This is a genomic window from uncultured Croceicoccus sp. (genome assembly GCF_947496385.1).
Classification (GTDB): domain Bacteria; phylum Pseudomonadota; class Alphaproteobacteria; order Sphingomonadales; family Sphingomonadaceae; genus Croceicoccus.
This window is the reverse complement of the sequence record NZ_CANMCP010000003.1, coordinates 117,856-134,239: the sequence shown is the minus strand read 5'-3', so window position 1 is coordinate 134,239 and position 16,384 is coordinate 117,856. Positions and strand designations below refer to the sequence as shown.

The 16,384-nt window shown below is 65.1% G+C and carries 19 protein-coding genes and 1 tRNA gene; 10 read left to right on the top strand and 10 right to left on the bottom strand.

The genetic code is table 11. From position 1 onward, the window contains the following. Positions 1-2 precede the first annotated feature (2 nt). The 3 genes from Q0897_RS06485 (at position 3) to Q0897_RS06475 (ending at position 1,552) form a co-directional block, all read left to right on the top strand. Positions 3-509 carry a DUF192 domain-containing protein gene (locus Q0897_RS06485; RefSeq protein ID WP_299308361.1) on the top strand — a complete coding sequence of 169 codons (507 nt, stop codon included), beginning with the start codon at positions 3-5 and terminating at the stop codon, positions 507-509. A gap of 66 nt (positions 510-575) precedes the next feature. After that, on the top strand, positions 576-974 hold the full coding sequence (locus Q0897_RS06480) for an NADH:ubiquinone oxidoreductase subunit NDUFA12 (protein WP_202083127.1): 399 nt from the start codon (positions 576-578) through the stop codon (positions 972-974). Further along, positions 956-1,552 carry a DUF2155 domain-containing protein gene (locus tag Q0897_RS06475; protein ID WP_299308360.1) on the top strand — a complete coding sequence of 199 codons (597 nt, stop codon included), beginning with the start codon at positions 956-958 and terminating at the stop codon, positions 1,550-1,552. The genes Q0897_RS06480 and Q0897_RS06475 overlap by 19 nt, the downstream gene beginning before the upstream one ends. Here the strand turns inward: Q0897_RS06475 and aat are convergent. Continuing rightward, on the bottom strand, positions 1,480-2,196 hold the full coding sequence (gene aat / locus Q0897_RS06470) for a leucyl/phenylalanyl-tRNA--protein transferase (RefSeq protein WP_299308358.1): 717 nt from the start codon (positions 2,194-2,196) through the stop codon (positions 1,480-1,482). The genes Q0897_RS06475 and aat overlap by 73 nt on opposite strands. Before the next feature lie 120 nt (positions 2,197-2,316). On the opposite strand from aat, the gene Q0897_RS06465 reads away from it, so the two are divergent. Next, positions 2,317-2,392: transfer RNA gene (locus Q0897_RS06465), tRNA-Trp, on the top strand. A 501-nt stretch (positions 2,393-2,893) separates the two neighbouring features. Here the strand turns inward: Q0897_RS06465 and Q0897_RS06460 are convergent. Beyond that, positions 2,894-3,088: a hypothetical protein gene (locus tag Q0897_RS06460; RefSeq protein ID WP_299308357.1), complete on the bottom strand. Its 195-nt coding sequence runs from the start codon at positions 3,086-3,088 to the stop codon at positions 2,894-2,896. Between the two features lie 111 nt (positions 3,089-3,199). Further along, positions 3,200-4,732 carry an alanine/glycine:cation symporter family protein gene (locus Q0897_RS06455; protein ID WP_299308356.1) on the bottom strand — a complete coding sequence of 511 codons (1,533 nt, stop codon included), beginning with the start codon at positions 4,730-4,732 and terminating at the stop codon, positions 3,200-3,202. 296 nt (positions 4,733-5,028) lie between these two features. Between Q0897_RS06455 and secE the strand changes: the two genes are divergently transcribed. The 5 genes from secE to Q0897_RS06430 all read left to right on the top strand — a co-directional run bounded on the left by secE (position 5,029) and on the right by Q0897_RS06430 (position 7,395). After that, positions 5,029-5,223, top strand: coding sequence for a preprotein translocase subunit SecE (gene secE, locus Q0897_RS06450; protein WP_202083137.1), 195 nt, complete (start codon positions 5,029-5,031; stop codon positions 5,221-5,223). A gap of 31 nt (positions 5,224-5,254) precedes the next feature. Continuing rightward, positions 5,255-5,791 (top strand): transcription termination/antitermination protein NusG, encoded by a 537-nt coding sequence (nusG, locus tag Q0897_RS06445; protein ID WP_202083138.1) that lies wholly within the window; start codon positions 5,255-5,257, stop codon positions 5,789-5,791. A 128-nt stretch (positions 5,792-5,919) separates the two neighbouring features. After that, a complete protein-coding gene (gene rplK, locus Q0897_RS06440; RefSeq protein ID WP_202083140.1) occupies positions 5,920-6,351 on the top strand; it encodes a 50S ribosomal protein L11 in 432 nt (143 codons plus the stop codon). A gap of 4 nt (positions 6,352-6,355) precedes the next feature. Further along, positions 6,356-7,054 (top strand): 50S ribosomal protein L1, encoded by a 699-nt coding sequence (gene rplA / locus Q0897_RS06435; protein WP_299308353.1) that lies wholly within the window; start codon positions 6,356-6,358, stop codon positions 7,052-7,054. Positions 7,055-7,209: 155 nt separating this feature from the next. After that, on the top strand, positions 7,210-7,395 hold the full coding sequence (locus Q0897_RS06430) for a hypothetical protein (RefSeq protein ID WP_299308351.1): 186 nt from the start codon (positions 7,210-7,212) through the stop codon (positions 7,393-7,395). A gap of 7 nt (positions 7,396-7,402) precedes the next feature. Here the strand turns inward: Q0897_RS06430 and Q0897_RS06425 are convergent, their stop codons facing one another. Further along, complete coding sequence (locus Q0897_RS06425) at positions 7,403-8,164, bottom strand: molybdopterin-binding protein (protein WP_299308349.1); 762 nt, start codon at positions 8,162-8,164, stop codon at positions 7,403-7,405. Between the two features lie 99 nt (positions 8,165-8,263). After that, positions 8,264-9,649: a 30S ribosomal protein S12 methylthiotransferase RimO gene (gene rimO / locus Q0897_RS06420; RefSeq protein WP_299308347.1), complete on the bottom strand. Its 1,386-nt coding sequence runs from the start codon at positions 9,647-9,649 to the stop codon at positions 8,264-8,266. Between the two features lie 179 nt (positions 9,650-9,828). Between rimO and Q0897_RS06415 the strand changes: the two genes are divergently transcribed. Then, the gene (locus Q0897_RS06415; protein WP_202083148.1) at positions 9,829-10,224 is read left to right on the top strand and encodes a DUF1761 domain-containing protein; all 396 of its coding nucleotides are present in this window, start codon (positions 9,829-9,831) and stop codon (positions 10,222-10,224) included. A gap of 4 nt (positions 10,225-10,228) precedes the next feature. On the opposite strand, the gene Q0897_RS06410 is transcribed toward Q0897_RS06415, so the two are convergent. The 5 genes from Q0897_RS06410 to Q0897_RS06390 all read right to left on the bottom strand — a co-directional run bounded on the left by Q0897_RS06410 (position 10,229) and on the right by Q0897_RS06390 (position 16,384). After that, a complete protein-coding gene (locus Q0897_RS06410; RefSeq protein ID WP_202087550.1) occupies positions 10,229-11,281 on the bottom strand; it encodes a potassium channel family protein in 1,053 nt (350 codons plus the stop codon). 7 nt (positions 11,282-11,288) lie between these two features. After that, on the bottom strand, positions 11,289-12,056 hold the full coding sequence (gene surE, locus Q0897_RS06405; RefSeq protein WP_299308346.1) for a 5'/3'-nucleotidase SurE: 768 nt from the start codon (positions 12,054-12,056) through the stop codon (positions 11,289-11,291). Next, entirely contained in the window at positions 12,056-13,333 is a 1,278-nt protein-coding gene (serS, locus tag Q0897_RS06400) for a serine--tRNA ligase (protein WP_299308344.1), read from the bottom strand. The genes surE and serS overlap by 1 nt, the downstream gene beginning before the upstream one ends. A gap of 79 nt (positions 13,334-13,412) precedes the next feature. After that, complete coding sequence (locus Q0897_RS06395) at positions 13,413-14,459, bottom strand: fatty acid desaturase (RefSeq protein WP_299308635.1); 1,047 nt, start codon at positions 14,457-14,459, stop codon at positions 13,413-13,415. Positions 14,460-14,683: 224 nt separating this feature from the next. Beyond that, positions 14,684-16,384, bottom strand: a complete 1,701-nt coding sequence (locus tag Q0897_RS06390; protein WP_299308342.1) for a hypothetical protein — start codon at positions 16,382-16,384, stop codon at positions 14,684-14,686.

Below are 16,384 nucleotides of genomic sequence, written 5' to 3'. Positions count from 1 at the left end.
GAATGCGCAAAGGTTTCGCTCTTTTCGCCGGTTTCGCGCTGACGCTCGGCGCCTGCTCCGCCCCCGGCGATGCGCAGACCGAGCATAGCGCCGCGACGCAGCAAAGCGCGGTTCATGCCGAATCGGGACTGCCGCTCGTTCCCCTCACCATTGAATCGGGTGGGCGGACGCATCGTTTCACCGTCGAATATGCGGCGAGCGACGAAAATCAGCGCAAGGGCCTGATGTTCCGCACCGAACTCGGTCCTGACGAAGGCATGCTGTTCCCGAATGCGACGCCGCAGCAGCGCAGCTTCTGGATGAAGAATACGGTCATTCCGCTCGACCTTATCTTCATCGCGCCTGACCGGACGATCGAATCCATTGCCGCCGATGCGGTGCCCTATTCGCTTGACCCGATCCCGTCGCAAGGGGCGGTCGTGGGCGTCCTGGAACTGGCCGGGGGGCGCGCGGCGGAACTGGGCCTTTCGCCGGGCGATGCGATCGACTGGCGCGCACCGGGGCAATAGCGCTGTTTCATGGGGCGCGATGGCGTGTTGCGCGCCGCGTCACATGCCGCTAATCGGACAGGCACGATGAGCATTCTTTCCAAGATCTTCACCTGGTGGGACGGCGCCACCATCGGCACGCTGTTCGATAGCTGGAAACACGGCGAACAGGTCGGCACCGATGCGCAGGGCAATCGCTATTTCCGCGCGAAAAAGCCCGATGCCCGCGGACGCGAACGCCGCTGGGTCATCTACGAAGGCGCCAATGACGCGAGCCGGGTGCCGTCCGAATGGCACGGCTGGCTGCACGGCAGCTTCGACGGCGTGCCCGAAAGCCATCTTCCGCCGTCGCGCATCTGGGAGGTGGATTACACCCCCAACCGGACCGGAACGCTGGACGCATACCGCCCCAAGGGCGCGCTGGAGCAGGGCGGCGTGCGCGCCAAGGCGACCGGCGATTACGAAGCATGGTCGCCCGACCAGTGATTCGCCGCCCGGTCCGGCTCGCATGGCTGTGGCTCGGCTGCGCGGGGCTTGCGCTGTCGGCTTGCGACGGCGCGGATGCCCCCGGCGAGGACGCCGGGACCGAGACGGCCGAACCTGCGCCATCGCCCACCCCGCCGCAGTCCTCGACCGACGAGAACGAGATGATCTCGGCCGATGATGGCGACATGGCGGCGGATCTCGACCTGCCGGGCGGGACGCCGATGGCGGAACGCGTCGCGACGATCGGCCTGCTCAACAAGCGCAACAATATCACGCGCGACATCACGCTGTCGCCGGGCGAGCAGGAGCGGGTCGACGATGTCGTCATCCGCCTGCGCGCATGCGAACGCACCGCCCCGTGGGAGGCGCAGCCGGAAACCGGCGCCTTCGTACAATTCCTGACCAAGACGCCCGAAAGCGACGACGACAATCCGCGTTTCCGCCGCGTCTTTTCCGGCTGGCTGTTCAAGAACAGCCCGTCACTGAACGTGGTCGAACATCCGATCTACGATGTCTGGGTCAAGGATTGCGCGATGTCCTTCCCCGGCGAGGAAGAGCCGGAAACGAGCGAGGAATAACCCTCCGGCAAGGGGATGTGATCGTCGCCGGCGCGCGATGCCTGTCGCACCAGTTCCAGATATTGCGATTGGGGGAGCGGCACCGCCCCCATGCTTTCCAGATGGCTCGTCATGAACTGGCAATCGAGCAATTCGAGGCCCGCGGCCCGCATCGCCGCGACGAGCCAGCACAGCGCGACCTTCGAAGCATCGGACACGCGGCTGAACATCGATTCGCCGCAGAACACCCGGTCGAACGCCACGCCGTAAAGCCCGCCGACCAGTCGCCCGTCCTGCCAGCATTCGAAGGAATGGGCGTGCCCCTGGCGATGGAGCAGGCGGTAGCTCGCCGCGATCCGGTGGCTGATCCAGCTTTCGCCGTCTTCGTTGTCCGGGTCCGGTCGCGGCGCGGCGCATGCATCGACCACCTCGGCAAACGCCGCATTGCAGGTCACGCGGAACCGTTCGCGCCGCAAGGTCCGCGCGAGCGAGCGCGACACGTGCAGCCCGTTCAGCGGGATGATCGCCCGTTCGCGCGGTTCGATCCACATGATTTCGGGATCGTCGCGGGCATCCGCCATGGGAAAGACCCCGCTGCGATAGGCGAGGAGCAGCAATTGCGGGTCGATGATCCCGGTGTGTTCGGAGGTGAGCGTTCGGGTCATGGCCTGCGATAATGGCGTATGGCCGCGCACGTGTCACCCGTCGGGGCGGCATGGTCATGATTTTCGGGCACTGAATGCTTGTCAGCCCGGCGGGAAGGCGATAGAGGAGCCACCACCTGCAGGAGTGTAGCTCAGTTGGTAGAGCATCGGTCTCCAAAACCGAGGGCCGCGGGTTCGAATCCTGCCACTCCTGCCAGTTTCCCGTTCATCGCCGGATTGTCCCTGATCAGGGGCCGCGATTGCGTCCTGCGCCGTCTTCCGGGGCGTATCGGATGATGCTGCCCGAGCCGCCCGTGTCCGCCGGCGGCGGGCGGCATTGCTTTTCCCGCCGGCTTGCATCGACGAGGGCGCGGTGCGGGTGCAGCCGATTGTCGCGGGCGCCTATCAGTAGGGCCCAGCCCATGACGACAGGACCGCGAATGGCCGCACCTGTACCGTCGATACGCCGCGTTCCGACGTGTTTCTCCAACGCCGGGAAACGAGGCGCAGCCGGCGCCGTCAATCTCACTGTCTGACTTTCATCGGTGGCGAGGGCTATTTGGCTTAACGACGGGCGGCGCACCGCCCGGCGGCCTGACTAACTCGCCAATATACTGATCGACCGTTCAAACGCCATTTGTCAGTCCGAGCTTGCTCTCCTGATGCAGAACCAGGCCGAGGTCGGCGGATGGCTCGGGATCAGTATAACCAGCTCTGTTCATTCGAGGCCGGGCTGAGGCTCGTGGTGACGGCGGTGGGCAAGGCCGATCCGCTGCAACGCGAACGCGACGATTTGCGCATCCCGATGGTGCTCGCGCAGATGCAGATGCAGCTTGCCCAGGCCGGGGAAAGCGAAAAGCCGGCGATCCGTGCCAAGATGGAAGCGCTGCGCACCGCGTGGATCGAATCCCACACGGGCGTATCCCTGCCCGTCGATCCGGTGCAGCAGGACGACGAGACCAGCGAAAACGGGCCGCGCCCGATCATTTCCGCCGCGGCCCGTATCCCGTCATCCGTATCGCAGTCAATCGTCGCGCGGATCGATGTGGTGGTCCTTGCCCGCCGTGCGATTGCCGCGGGCCAGCGCGAAGACCACACCCGACAGCGCCGCGAGCGCGATGAGGTTCGGCAACGCCATCGCCGCATTGGAAATATCGCCCAACCGCCAGACGAGCTGCGAGGGCTGCGTCGCGCCGACATAGATGCCGATGCACCAGATCACGCGCCAGATGATGTGCAGGATCTTCTCGCCCCCCGCGCTCGCACCCGGAATGCGGTCGTAGATGAAGGTGATCGCCCGCTCGCCATAATAGCTCCACGTGAGGAGCGTCGTGAACACGAACAGGATCAGCGCCACCGACGCGATCAGCGTGCCGAGCGGAATGCCTCCGACCGCATAGGGAAACGCCGCGGCGAATGCCCCGGAGGTGGTGACGAAGCCCGAAAGCTGCGTCGTGCCGAGGTCGGATTGCCACACGTGGCGCACCTGCTCGACCGTGCCGTCGGCCAGCGTATGGGTGAAATTCCCCTCCACCGTGAGGATTACGAGCGCCGTCATCGTGCAAATCACGATGGTGTCGATGAACGTGCCCAGCATCGCCATGCGGCCCTGCTGCTCCGGATCGTCGGTCTGTGCGACGGCGTGGGCGATGGGGGTCGAACCCTGGCCGCTTTCGTTCGAGAACAGCCCGCGCGCGACGCCGGCACGAATGGCGATGATGATCGCCGCGCCGGCAAAGCCGCCCGATGCCGATTGCGTGTTGAACGCGCCGGCAAAGATGCGCCCGAAGGTTTCGGGAAGGTCGGTGAAATTGAGGATCAGCGCGACGAGCGCCATTGCGATATAGGCCGCCGCCATGAACGGCACGACCTTTTCGGCGATGGAGCCGATCGACTTGATCCCGCCGATGATGACGACGAACACCGCAACCGCGACGATGATCCCGCCGAGCCAGCGTTCGATGCCGAACAATTCGTTGAGGCCGCTTGCCACCTCGTTCGACTGGATCGAATTGCCGGTCACGAGCGCGGAAAACAGCGTGCCGAGACAGAACAGGATCGCCAGCCACGTCCATTTGGGGCCAAGCCCCTGCGTGATATAGGTCATCGGACCGCCGCGCCACGTGCCGTCCGGCGTCTTTTCGCGGTAGCGGATGGCGAGCGACCCTTCGGCAAAGCCCAGCGCCATGCCGACGAGCGCGGTGATCCACATCCAGAACACCGCCCCCGGCCCGCCGAGCGCGATGGCCGTGGCCACGCCCGCGAGATTGCCGGTGCCGACCTGCCCCGACAATGCGGTGGACAATGCGGCGAACGGGCTGATCTCGCCCGCGCCGGCAGTCTTGCGGCCGCGGAACAGGCCGGTGATCGCGCTGCCCAGCTTCACGATGGGATAGAAGCGCAGGCCGATCATGATCCACAGGCCGATGCCGAGCAGGACGATCACCATCGGCGGGATCGGACTGACTTCGACCCCGTCCCAGCTGCCGCCCCAGATGAAGTCGGAAATATTGGTGACCCGGTCGATCAGTGCGGTGGAGGGCGGTGCTGCGCTCATAATTGTCCCTTGACCCCTGTTTGTAACGATTGGTTGCAAGTGCTATCGGTTGGCATGCGCGAAGGGAAGCACGCATTGCAATTTTTGCACCGATGCGGCCCGCGCGACGATCGCACGCAATCCGTCGGGCGCGAAAGCCCGCGCGGCGCACCCCTTGCGTTCGGGCCAAGGGCCGGTTATGGGGCAACACGTTTTTCCGACATGGGAATAGATCGCCTCTCCCCGATCATGCGGCCGGGGCGGCGATGAACCCTTGGCGAGAACCCGGCAATTTCAACCGCGCGAGGAACACGCAAATGGCGAAGACCAGCCCCGGCGAATTCATCCGGCAGGTACGGGCCGAAGGGTCCAAGGTCGTCTGGCCGACCCGGCAGGAAACCGTCACCACGGCGATCTTCGTCGGGATCATGATGCTGATCCTGTCGGTGTTCTTCCTGGGCATCGATTCGCTGTTCGGCGCGGTGGTGCGCTGGCTGCTGACGCTGGCCTGACGCGCGACACGGTTAAGGACAGGATTTTTTGATGGCTCGCTGGTATATCATCCACGCCTATTCGGGTTTCGAGAACAAGGTGAAGGAATCGATCCTCGCCGAGGCGGAACGGACAGGTCTCGACCAGCTGGTCGAGGCGGTCGAGGTTCCCACCGAAACCGTGACCGAGGTCAAGCGCGGCAAGAAGGTGCAGACCGAGCGCAAGTTCATGCCCGGTTATGTCCTCGCCAAGCTGGCGATGAACGACGATGTCTATCACCTCGTCAAGAACACGCCCAAGGTCACCGGCTTTCTCGGCACCAACAACAAGCCGCAGGCCATCAGCGAGAAGGAAGCCGCCCGTTATTTCGGCCAGCGCGACGAAATGGCCGCGGCGCCCAAGCGCGAGATCGACGTCGATTACGAGATCGGCGATTCGGTCAAGGTGCTCGACGGCCCGTTCGCGAGCTTCAACGGCGTGGTCGAGGAACTCGATTTCGACAAGAACAAGGTCAAGGTCAGCGTGTCCATCTTCGGCCGCGCGACGCCTGTGGAACTCGACTTCGAACAGGTCGAGCTTTCCAAGTAAGGGATTTCCCGTCCGGGACGAAAACCGGCGCGGGAATGAATGCGGGAGGAAGGCGCTCGTCTTCTGTCTGACCGCTTAACATGACGGCGTCCCGTGGGCGCCCGACAGTGTGAAAAAGGAGTGGCCCCATGGCCAAGAAGATTACCGGTTACATCAAGTTGCAGGTGCCCGCCGGCGCCGCCAACCCGTCGCCCCCGATCGGCCCGGCGCTGGGTCAGCGCGGCGTGAACATCATGGAATTCTGCAAGGCGTTCAATGCCGCCACGCAGGACATGGAAAAGGCGATGCCGATCCCCACGATCATCACCGTCTATGCCGACCGTTCGTTCACCTTCACGACGAAGACGCCGCCTGCGTCCTTCCTCCTGAAGAAGGCTGCGAAGCTGAAGTCGGGTTCGAAGGAGCCGGGCAAGGTTTCGGCCGGAACCATCAAGCGCAGCGAGCTGTCCGCCATCGCCGAACAGAAGATGGCCGATCTCAATGCGAACGACATCGACCAGGCAACCAAGATCATCGAAGGCAGCGCGCGTTCGATGGGTCTCGAAGTGGTGGAGGGCTGAACCCATGGCCAAGCTGACCAAGAAGCAGAAGATGCTCAACGAAAAGCTGGACGCTGAAAAGCTGTACGGCGTGGACGAAGCGCTGCAGACGCTGCGCGATGTGAAGACGACGAAGTTCGACGAGACCATCGAGGTCGCGATGAACCTGGGCGTCGATCCGCGCCACGCCGATCAGATGGTGCGCGGCATGGTGTCGCTGCCCTCCGGCACGGGCAAGGACGTGAAGGTCGCGGTTTTCGCGCGCGGCGACAATGCCGACAAGGCGACCGCCGCCGGGGCCGACAAGGTCGGTGCCGAGGACCTGATGGAAGACATGCAGGCCGGCAATCTCGACTATGACCGCGTGATCGCGACCCCGGACATGATGGGCGTCGTCGGCCGCCTCGGCAAGTTGCTCGGTCCCAAGGGGCTGATGCCGAACCCGAAGCTCGGCACCGTGACCCCGAACGTGGAACAGGCCATCAAGGACGCCAAGGGCGGCCAGGTCGAATTCCGCGTCGAAAAGGCCGGCATCATCCACTCCGGCATCGGCAAGATGTCCTTCACCGACGAACAGCTGAAGGCGAATTTCGACGCTCTGGTGAGCGCGATCGTCAAGGCGAAGCCGTCGGGCGCGAAGGGCAAGTATGTCCGCAAGGTCGCCATGTCGTCGTCGATGGGCCCGGGCCTGAAGATCGACACGGCGGAGGTCGAGGGCGCCTGATCGCTCCTGCGACAATGCCTGAATGAACGGGGCCGGCGGAACGTGTTTCCGCCGGCCTTTTTCGTGCGTGCCGGGGTGGCGACGGGGCCCGTTCGGGAAAGAAGCGGCGCCACACTCGTTGATCAGGCACAACGACACAAACGAAGGATATATCCATGCCAACCGTCTGGCTTATCGTCGTGATCGGGGGGCCGCTGCTTTTGCTGCTGGCGCTTCTGTATTCACGCACGAAGAATCGAAAGAACGAAACCGCCGCGCAGGAACATCGCGCCGACACGGGCGCGGCCGAACTGCGCGAGGATATCGAGCACGATCGCGAAATCCGGGAAGACGACCGCTGAGCGGGTTTCAGATACCGCCGGGGGTGAAATCGTAGCCGAGCTCGCCCAGCCCCTCGCATAGCGTATCCATGCAGCTGGTGAGATCGTCCGCGTCGGTGGAGCGGATCACGAAATTCGCACCGACGCGCCCTTCGCGAAAGAACGGATAGCTTCCGATCTGGCAATTTTCGTGGGCCTTCTCGACCTCGCGCAGGAGGACCGCGACCTCGCTCTCCGGGATCCAGCCGCCGACCGTCTCGGAGATGAGCGGCGCGCCCCCTTCGAGCGTGCCGGTCAACGCGTCGAGCATGCCCGCGGTGATATGCGGGACGCCCGCCATCACGAACACGTTGCCGACGCGGATTCCGGGCGCACCGGACCGTTCGTTCGGAATGAGATCCGCGCCTTGCGGCACGCGCGCCATGCGCAGGCGGCCTTCGTTCAGACCGCCCTTGTTCGCGTAATAGCGTTCCAGCGTCGCGCGGGCTTCGGGATGAATCACCACGTCCACGCCCAGTGCGCGGGCCACCGCATCGACCGAAATATCATCGTGGGTGGGGCCGATGCCGCCGGTGGTGAACAGGTAATCGTTGCGCGCGCGCAGCGTGTTCACCGCCTCGACGATGGCATCCATGGTGTCGGCGACCACGCGCACCTCGGCAAGACGAATGCCCTGCACCTGAAGCCAGCTGGCCACCTGTGCGATATTCTTGTCATGGGTGCGCCCGGACAGGATTTCATCGCCGATGACGATGAGCGCGGCGGTATAGATGCGATCGGTGCTGGCCATGCGGGCGTGATGCCCGCCGCCCCCGTCGCCGTCAAACCAATATCGTCGACTGACGCGGCGGGAACCCGCCCTCCGCCCCGCTGGGTCATTTGCGCGCGCTTATTCGGGGATGAAACCGAACAGATCGTGCGCGTCGGCATCCTCGACACTGGCCATGGCAATATCGCCGGGCACCAGCGCGGGCGACACGTTGCGCAGATAGACGTGGCCGTCGATGTCGGGCGCGTCGGACTGGCTGCGCGCGGTGGCACCGATGTCGCCGTCCTCGTCCGGTTCGCCGATCTCGTCGATGATGACGGGGAGGGTGCGGCCGATCTTCGCCTGCAATTTGGCGGCGCTGATCCGCTCGGTCACTTCCATCAACCGGGCGTAGCGTTCTTCCTTCACCGCCTCGGGCACCGCGCCGGGCAACGTGTTGGCCTCCGCCCCTTCGACAGGTTCGAAGCGGAAACCGCCGACGCGGTCGAGCTGCGCTTCCTCCAGCCAGTCGAGCAAATAGCGGAAATCATCCTCTGTCTCACCCGGAAAGCCGACGACGAAGCTGCTGCGCACGGTGATGTCGGGACAGATCTCGCGCCACTTGGCGAGGCGGGAGAGCACCTTCGCCTCGTTCGCGGGACGCTTCATGGCTTTCAGCACCGACGGGCTGGCATGTTGGAACGGAATGTCGAGATAGGGCGTCACCAGCCCTTCGGCCATGAGCGGGATGACCTGATCGACATGCGGATAGGGGTAGACGTAATGCAGCCGCACCCACGGCGCCATGTCGTCGCCCGTGCGCAGCTGGCCCAGTTCGCGGGCGAGGTCGGTCATGTGGGTGCGCACCGTTTCGCCGTGCCACTGGCGTTCCTCGTGGCGGACGTCCACGCCATAGGCCGAGGTGTCCTGGCTGATGACGAGCAATTCCTTCGTGCCCGCGGCGACGAGCTTTTCCGCCTCGCGCAGGACGGCATCGATCCGGCGGCTGCTGAGCTTTCCGCGCAGCGACGGAATGATGCAGAAGGCGCAGGAATGATTGCACCCTTCCGAAATCTTGAGATAGGAATAATGCCGCGGGGTCAGCTTGATATCGGGCTGCGGCACGAGATCCACGAACGGACCGCGCGCGGCGGGCGCGGCATCGTGCACCGCGCTCACGACCTGCTCATACTGATGCGCGCCGGTCACCGCGAGGATGTCGGGAAAGCGCGCACGGATGGCCTCGGCTTCGTTGCCCATGCAGCCCGTTACGATGACGCGGCCGTTTTCGGCCATCGCCTCGCCGATCGCCTCCAGGCTTTCCTCCTTCGCCGAATCGAGAAAGCCGCAGGTGTTGACCAGCACCACGTCCGCGCCCGCGTAATCGGGCGACATGGCATAGCCATCGGCGCGCAGCTTGGTCAGGATGCGTTCGGAATCGACCAGCGCCTTGGGGCAGCCGAGGCTGACCATGCCGATTTTCGGGGCGGCGTCGATCCGGGTGGGGTGGTTCATGGTTTCAGTCATTGCGCCGCGCCTCTACACCCAAGCGCGCGCCGACGCCAGCCGTCGCACCACCGAAGGGGTGCGCGATCGTTTCGTCGCAGCGCAGGAACGCAAAAGCGCCGCGAACTTAATATGTGTTGTCCTGTGGTCTAGCGCGGCGGGATGCGGTAACACGTCACGCGCAGAAGGCGGGAGATTGAATGGGTCCGGTAGATTGGTTCGCGGTGTTTCTGGCCGCTCTGGCCGTGATGGCGGTCGCGGCGGGATGGTACCGGGTCTTCGCACGCCCGCTGGTGCGGCGGGCCGGGCCGGGCGGGCTGGAACTGCGGCGCAGGCCGTTCGTCACCGTGCTCGGCACTTTTGTGCTGGTGCTCGTTTCCGCATCCATGCTCGGCCATATGTTCGCGCGGATCGACCCGGCGAAATGGTGGCTCTACCCGATGATGAGCGGCGGGGTCGCGATCGCCTTCGTCATTCCCGCGCTTTGGACAAACTACCTGCATCAACGCAATCCGCGGCCCATCGCGTTCATCGACGCGGGATTCTGGTTCCTTGCCTATCTCGCGATGGGGCTGGTGTTCTGGCTGCGGAGCTAGGGGATTACAGGATGCCCGGCCCCTGGTCGGGCGTGGGTTTGATGACGACGATCATGTCGCCCATCTGCACCGATTCGGCCTCCGGCTGCCAATAGCCATAGGCTTCGCCCGCGCGGTAGAGGCGCACGCCGATGCTCCCCGAACCCAGATTGCGCAGCGGCTTGCCCACGTCCTCCTGCCGGGCGGCGCGTTCGACCAGTTGCACGCGCCCCTGCACCGAGGCAAGATCGGCGAGATAGTCGGCGACATGCATCCCGCTGGCCGACCCGGCGAGCAGCAAGCCTGTAAACCGCACGGGGTTCAGCACGTTGGTGGCGCCTGCCTGCCGGGCGAGCAATTCGTTGTCGCCTGCCCGCACCACGACCGTGATCGGCACGTCGGGCGCCAGATGCCGCACGGTCAGCACGATGAGGATCGACGCATCGTCACGCCCGGCGGACACGAGCACGGTGGATGCCTGGTTGATCCGCACGTCCTGCAGCGATTCGTCGCGGGTCGCATCGGCGTTCATCACGTTGCAGCCCATCTGCTCGGCGAGTTTCAGCCGTTCCTCGTCCGGGTCCATGACCACGATGCAATCGGGATCGGTGCCCCGCGCGATCAGCTCACGCACGCTTTCCGAACCCGACACGCCAAAGCCCAAGACCACGACATGGTTGGTCAGCCGGTCCTGAATTCGGGCCATACGCCATTTCTCCCAGCTTCGCTTGATGATGAAATTATACGCCGTGCCGACGAAGATGAAGAGCACGGCAAAGCGGATCGGTGTCACGATCACCGCCTCGACCAGGCGGGCGCGGTCGGACACCGGGGCGATATCGCCAAACCCCGTCGTCGTGATCGAGATCATGGTGAAATAGACGACGTCGAGGAAACTGACCTCGCCATCGACATTGTCGACCAGCCCGTTGCGGTCCCACCAGTGGATCATGACCACGGCAAAGACGAGGAACACCGCCGCGAACACCCGAATGCCCGCATCCGCCCACACCGGTACCTTCACCCTGCGGCGAAGCGGCTGGTGGATCTTGGGCCGGTCGGGGCGGGCAGGGGGCATCATCGGATCAGCTGTCGCCCCGATACCGTTCGTGCAGCCGTTCGAGCGAGGGATAATGCGTCAGGTCGAGCTGCAACGGGGTGACGGCGATGAAACCATCCTCCCCCGCCTCCAGATCGGTTTCGTGCCCCGGCGTATGCTCCACCGATTCCAGCCCGAACCAGAAATAGGGAAAGCCGCGCGGATCGACGCTTTCGACGAGCGTGCCGCGGCTGTAATCGTGGAACCCCTGCCGCACGACGCGAATGCCCTCCACCTCGTCGGCGGGACGCGCGGGAAAGTTCACGTTGACCAGCGTGCGTTCGGAAAACTCCATGTCGAGCAGCGGCCGCAGTGCGCGCGCACCCCATTGCTGCGCCGCGTCGAACGATACATCGCCGCCTTTCCCCTTGGCATAGATTTGCGACAGCGCGATGGAGCGGATGCCGGCGAGCGTGCCTTCAATGGCGGCGGAGACGGTGCCGGAATAGGTGATGTCGTCGCCCTGATTGGCGCCGCGATTGACGCCGGACAGGATGAGATCGGGTTTTTCCGGCATTACCTTGCGCAGCGCCATCGTGACCGAATCGGTGGGCGTGCCGCTGACCGAAAAGCGGCGCTCGTCATGCTGGCGCAGCCGCACCGGGCGGTTGAGCGTGAGCGAATGGCCCGCGCCCGACTGTTCCTCCGCCGGGGCGACGATCCAGATGTCGTCCGACAATTGCCGCGCGATGCGTTCCAGCACGCCCAGTCCCGGCGCATGAATGCCATCGTCATTGGTGAGCAATATGCGCATCAGCCTTCGATCTCCAGTTTCGTCATGCCGCCGGTATAGGGGCGCAGCGCGTCCGGCAGGATGACCGATCCGTCCTCCTGCTGTCCGTTTTCGAGGATCGCCACCAGCGTGCGCCCGACGGCGAGGCCCGACCCGTTCAACGTGTGGACGAATTCCGTTTTCTTTGCGCCGTCGGGGCGGAAGCGGGCGTTCATCCGGCGGGCCTGATATGCGCCGCAATTGCTGATCGAGGAAATCTCGCGATAGGCGTTCTGTCCCGGCAGCCAGACCTCCAGATCGTAGGTCTTGCGCGCGGTGGCGCCCATGTCGCCCGCACACAGCAACATCTTGCGATAGGGCAGGTCGAGCGCGCGGAGCACCGCCTCTGCCGCCTGCGTCATAGCCTCGTGCATGGCGTCCGATGCATCGGGGGCGGTAATCGCGACGAGCTCCACCTTGTCGAACTGGTGCTGCCGGATGAGGCCGCGCGTGTCGCGCCCCGCCGAACCTGCCTCCGACCGGAAACAGGGGGTGAGCGCGGTCATGCGGATGGGCAGGGCATCCGCCTCCACGATGCGGTCGCGCACCGCATTGGTCAGCGATACCTCCGCCGTCGGGATGAGCCAGCGGCCATCGGTGGTCTGAAACAGATCCTCCGAAAATTTGGGGAGCTGGCCCGTGCCGAACACGGCCTCGTCCCGGACGAGCAGCGGCGGCGCGCATTCGGTGAAGCCCGCGGCGGTCTGCATGTCGAGCATGAAGGCACCCAATGCCCGGTTCAGCCGCGCCATCTGTCCGCGCATGAAGGTGAAACGCGCGCCGGCAATGTCCGCGCCGGTTTCGAAATCCATGCCCAGCGCGGGCGCGAAATCGGCGTGTTCGCGCGGGGTGAAGGCGAATTCGCGCGGGGTGCCGTGGCGCGAAAGCTCGACATTGTCGCTTTCGTCCTGACCGGCGGGGACATCGTCGGCGGGCAGGTTGGGGAGGGCTGCGAGCATGGCGGCCTGCTGCTCATTCAGCGCCCGCTCCTCCGCTTCCATATGCGGCAGCGATTGTTTGAGCGCGGCAACCTCGGCCTTCAGCCGTTCGGCGGTTTCGGTATCGCCCTGTCCCATCGCCTTGCCGATGGCCTTGGACGCCTCGTTGCGGCGGCTCTGCCCGTCCTGCATCGCGGTGGTCACCTTGCGCCGTTCCTCGTCAAGCGCGAGGATCTGCGCGGCGGCGGGACCGGCCCCCCGGCGGGCGAGGGCGGCGTCGAATTGTTCAGGATTGTCCCGGATCAGGCGAATGTCGTGCATGCGGGCCGCTATGGCCCGCGTGCGCGTCGCTTGTCCAGTGGACTTGTGCCCAGCCCGACCCGCCCGCGGCGGCGAGGCGTCAGCGCACAGGCCGCATCGTGCTGCGCGCGATCTTCCCGACGAGTGGCATCATGCCGGGATAGCTCGCCCTGTTATAGACCGAGGCGGCCTCCAGCTCGCGTGCCATGTGGGCGTGCGCGCGGCCGAGGTTGTGATAGGGCACGCTCGGCAGGAGATGATGCAGCGCGTGATAGCGCAAGCCCACCGGCGCCCAGAGCGGGGCCAGCGCGCTGGGCGGCGGGACATTCACCGAATCGAGATATTGCGCCGTCACGGACAGCGCCTCGCCCTCGTTCTCCCACAGATGCGCGACGAGCGTGCGCAGCTGGTTGAGCACGCTGATCCCCGAATGCACGGCGAGGAAACAGGCGAGCGGCACCCACCCGAACACGAACACGCTCCCGATGAGCGCCCAGGCCCACAGGCAGGCCCCTGTTTCGAGCGCGATCCACCGGCGGCGCAGCGTGTCCGCCGGCGCGCGGCGGCGATAGGCGGGATTGATCGCGAGCGCGGAAAACCGTTCGCGCACGAACCGCCGCACCGGCGGGAAAAGCGCCGACAACGGGGCCAGCACCCCGAACCGCAGGATCAGCCCGACCGGCAGCAGCAGCGCCATCACCACGAACAACGGCAAGGTCCACGGCTTCATCAGCGCGAGCGGCAGATATTCGGGGTCCTCCGCCGTGCCGTAACGGGTGCGGGCGTGGTGCTGCGTATGCACCTCTTCGTACATGAAGGACGGCACCATCAAAGGCACACCGACGAGCGTATTCCAAGCCAGCCGGAAACCGGGCACGGAATCCTCCTTCATGTGGCTGAGTTCGTGAATGAAACTGACGGCGCGATAGAGCGCGAGGATGGCGGCAAGGCCGAGCAGCACGCGCGCCGCCACGCCATCGACCACGATCGCACCGAAGAGCGCGGCATAGCCGACGAAGGCAGACCCCAGCATGTCGGCCCAGTAGATGCGCGCATCGTGCCGCGCCAGATCGCGCGCCAGCGTCGCGGCGAGCCGCAACATGTCGCGATCGTCGGCAATGACCGGACGCGCGCGGGCGGGCGCCATGCCGCCACGATCCGTCACGTCACCACGCGATGCGTCGCGCACCCTGTTTTCCGACAGTTCCATCATTCATACGTCCCATCGCGAATACCGTCGCCGCCGCAGAAGATGGCGACACCGGGGCCATCCGCAAGGGCCATGCGAACGGGGCCGGTCCGATGTCCTATATCGAAACCGCCCCGTATCCGCGATGAACGATGCGCGCCTCGCGTGCTTTTCCGGTCACATCAGATGCGTTCGGGATACACCGGGACGATGTCGACCGGGATCGCATCCATCGTGCCGATCACCCGCCGCGCCGGTTCGTCCAGAACCGCCCAGCGGTCGAAGAATGCCTTCGTGCCCGCATAATCGCCGCGCGCCTGCAGCATGAGCTGATCGTGGAGGAGGTCGCGCAAACCCGCCTCCATCGCGGCGTCGTCGATGACGAAGCGCCCCGAGCCGGGATCGAAGGCAAAGGCGCCCTTGTCCTTGAGATAGCCGTATTGGAGCGCCGCGCCCTTGCCGTGCGCCTCCTGCACGCCAAAGCGCACCGAACGGAAGATCCCGGCCATGTAGGTCGCGAAAAGCTGCGATTTTTCCGCCGCCGGCAATTCGCCCCGCTCCATCATGTAGAGGAGGTTCCACACGCCCATGACGTCGGCCTTCGCCTCCTCCAGCGCGGAATATTGATCCCGCAATTCCTCGTTCACCGTGGTCTGGCGGCCATCCACGGTGATCGTGCCCGGCCCGAGGCTGTGCGACAATTCGTGGAACAACGTCGACAGCTGCATATATTTGCGCGCGACCATCCCCGCCTGCTGCGGCATGAGCACGAGCGGCGCCATCGGCGACAGGATGCGATCGTATTTCGCGCCCAGCACGTTGGACAGGATCACCTTCTTCGCGCCCTTCGCCTCGCGCACACGCTCGTCATTGGGCAGGTTGAAGGCGATGGTCTGCACGCCCGGCACGTTGTCGCCGCCGCCATGGATCTGTTCGGCGACCGCGATGGGGCTTTCGAAACCGCGGCTGAAATTCTTGTAGCGATCCTCGATCGGCAGGTTCGCTTCCATGTCGCGCAGATAGCCCTTGTACCGGTCGAGCGCGGCGGATTCCTCCGGGTCTTTCAACGTGACGAAGCTTTCGAACGCGGTCTTCGTGCCGTAAAGCCGGTCGGTATAGACCTCGTACGGCTCGATCGCGACCTCGATCGGCGTGCCGGACAGATCCATCCAGGCAAGCTCGCTCTCGAAATAATCGTCGGTGCGGAACGCCTTCGCACGCAGCGCGAGGAAGCGTTTGAGGCTGGCGTTGCTCGTCCGCGCGGATGCCTGTTCGAGCAGGCGCGCCGCCGGTTCCAGCCATTCGCGATAGGCCACCGAATAGGGCACCGCGACGAGCCGGTCGCCCTCGCGCCGCACGACGGTATAGGGGCTGCGCAGCGCGTCGGCCTGATCCGGGTGGGCCGCGACATAGGCGTCGAATTCGGCGCGCGTCATGTCGGCGGGGTAGAAGCCCGCACCCTCGGGCATCGGCGTGCCGCCGAAGAACGGGTGCAATTCCTCGATCGCGTCATATTGCCCGAAATTGCGGTCGAACATTTCGAGCAGGAGATCGCGGTCGGGCCGGTCGCTGGCCGCGATGGCGGCGCGCACGGCGGGATTGTTCGGATCGCGCTGCCGCAGGTAGATCTCGTCCATCAGGTCCGACGCCTGGATGAGGAGGTTCACGACATCGCGTTCCTCCGCATTCAGGAACGCGGTGTCGGGCGCCATGTCGATCACCGCCAGCTTGCCGAGCTGCGTATCGAGGGCATATCCGTCGGAGGCCGGCGCAACCGGGGCGATCGGCGCGGTGGCGGGGGAGGGAGCGGTATGCCCCGCGCAGGCGGCGGTGGCGAGCAACAGGGGGACGAGCGCGAGACGCATCGGATTGTTTCCTTTCAT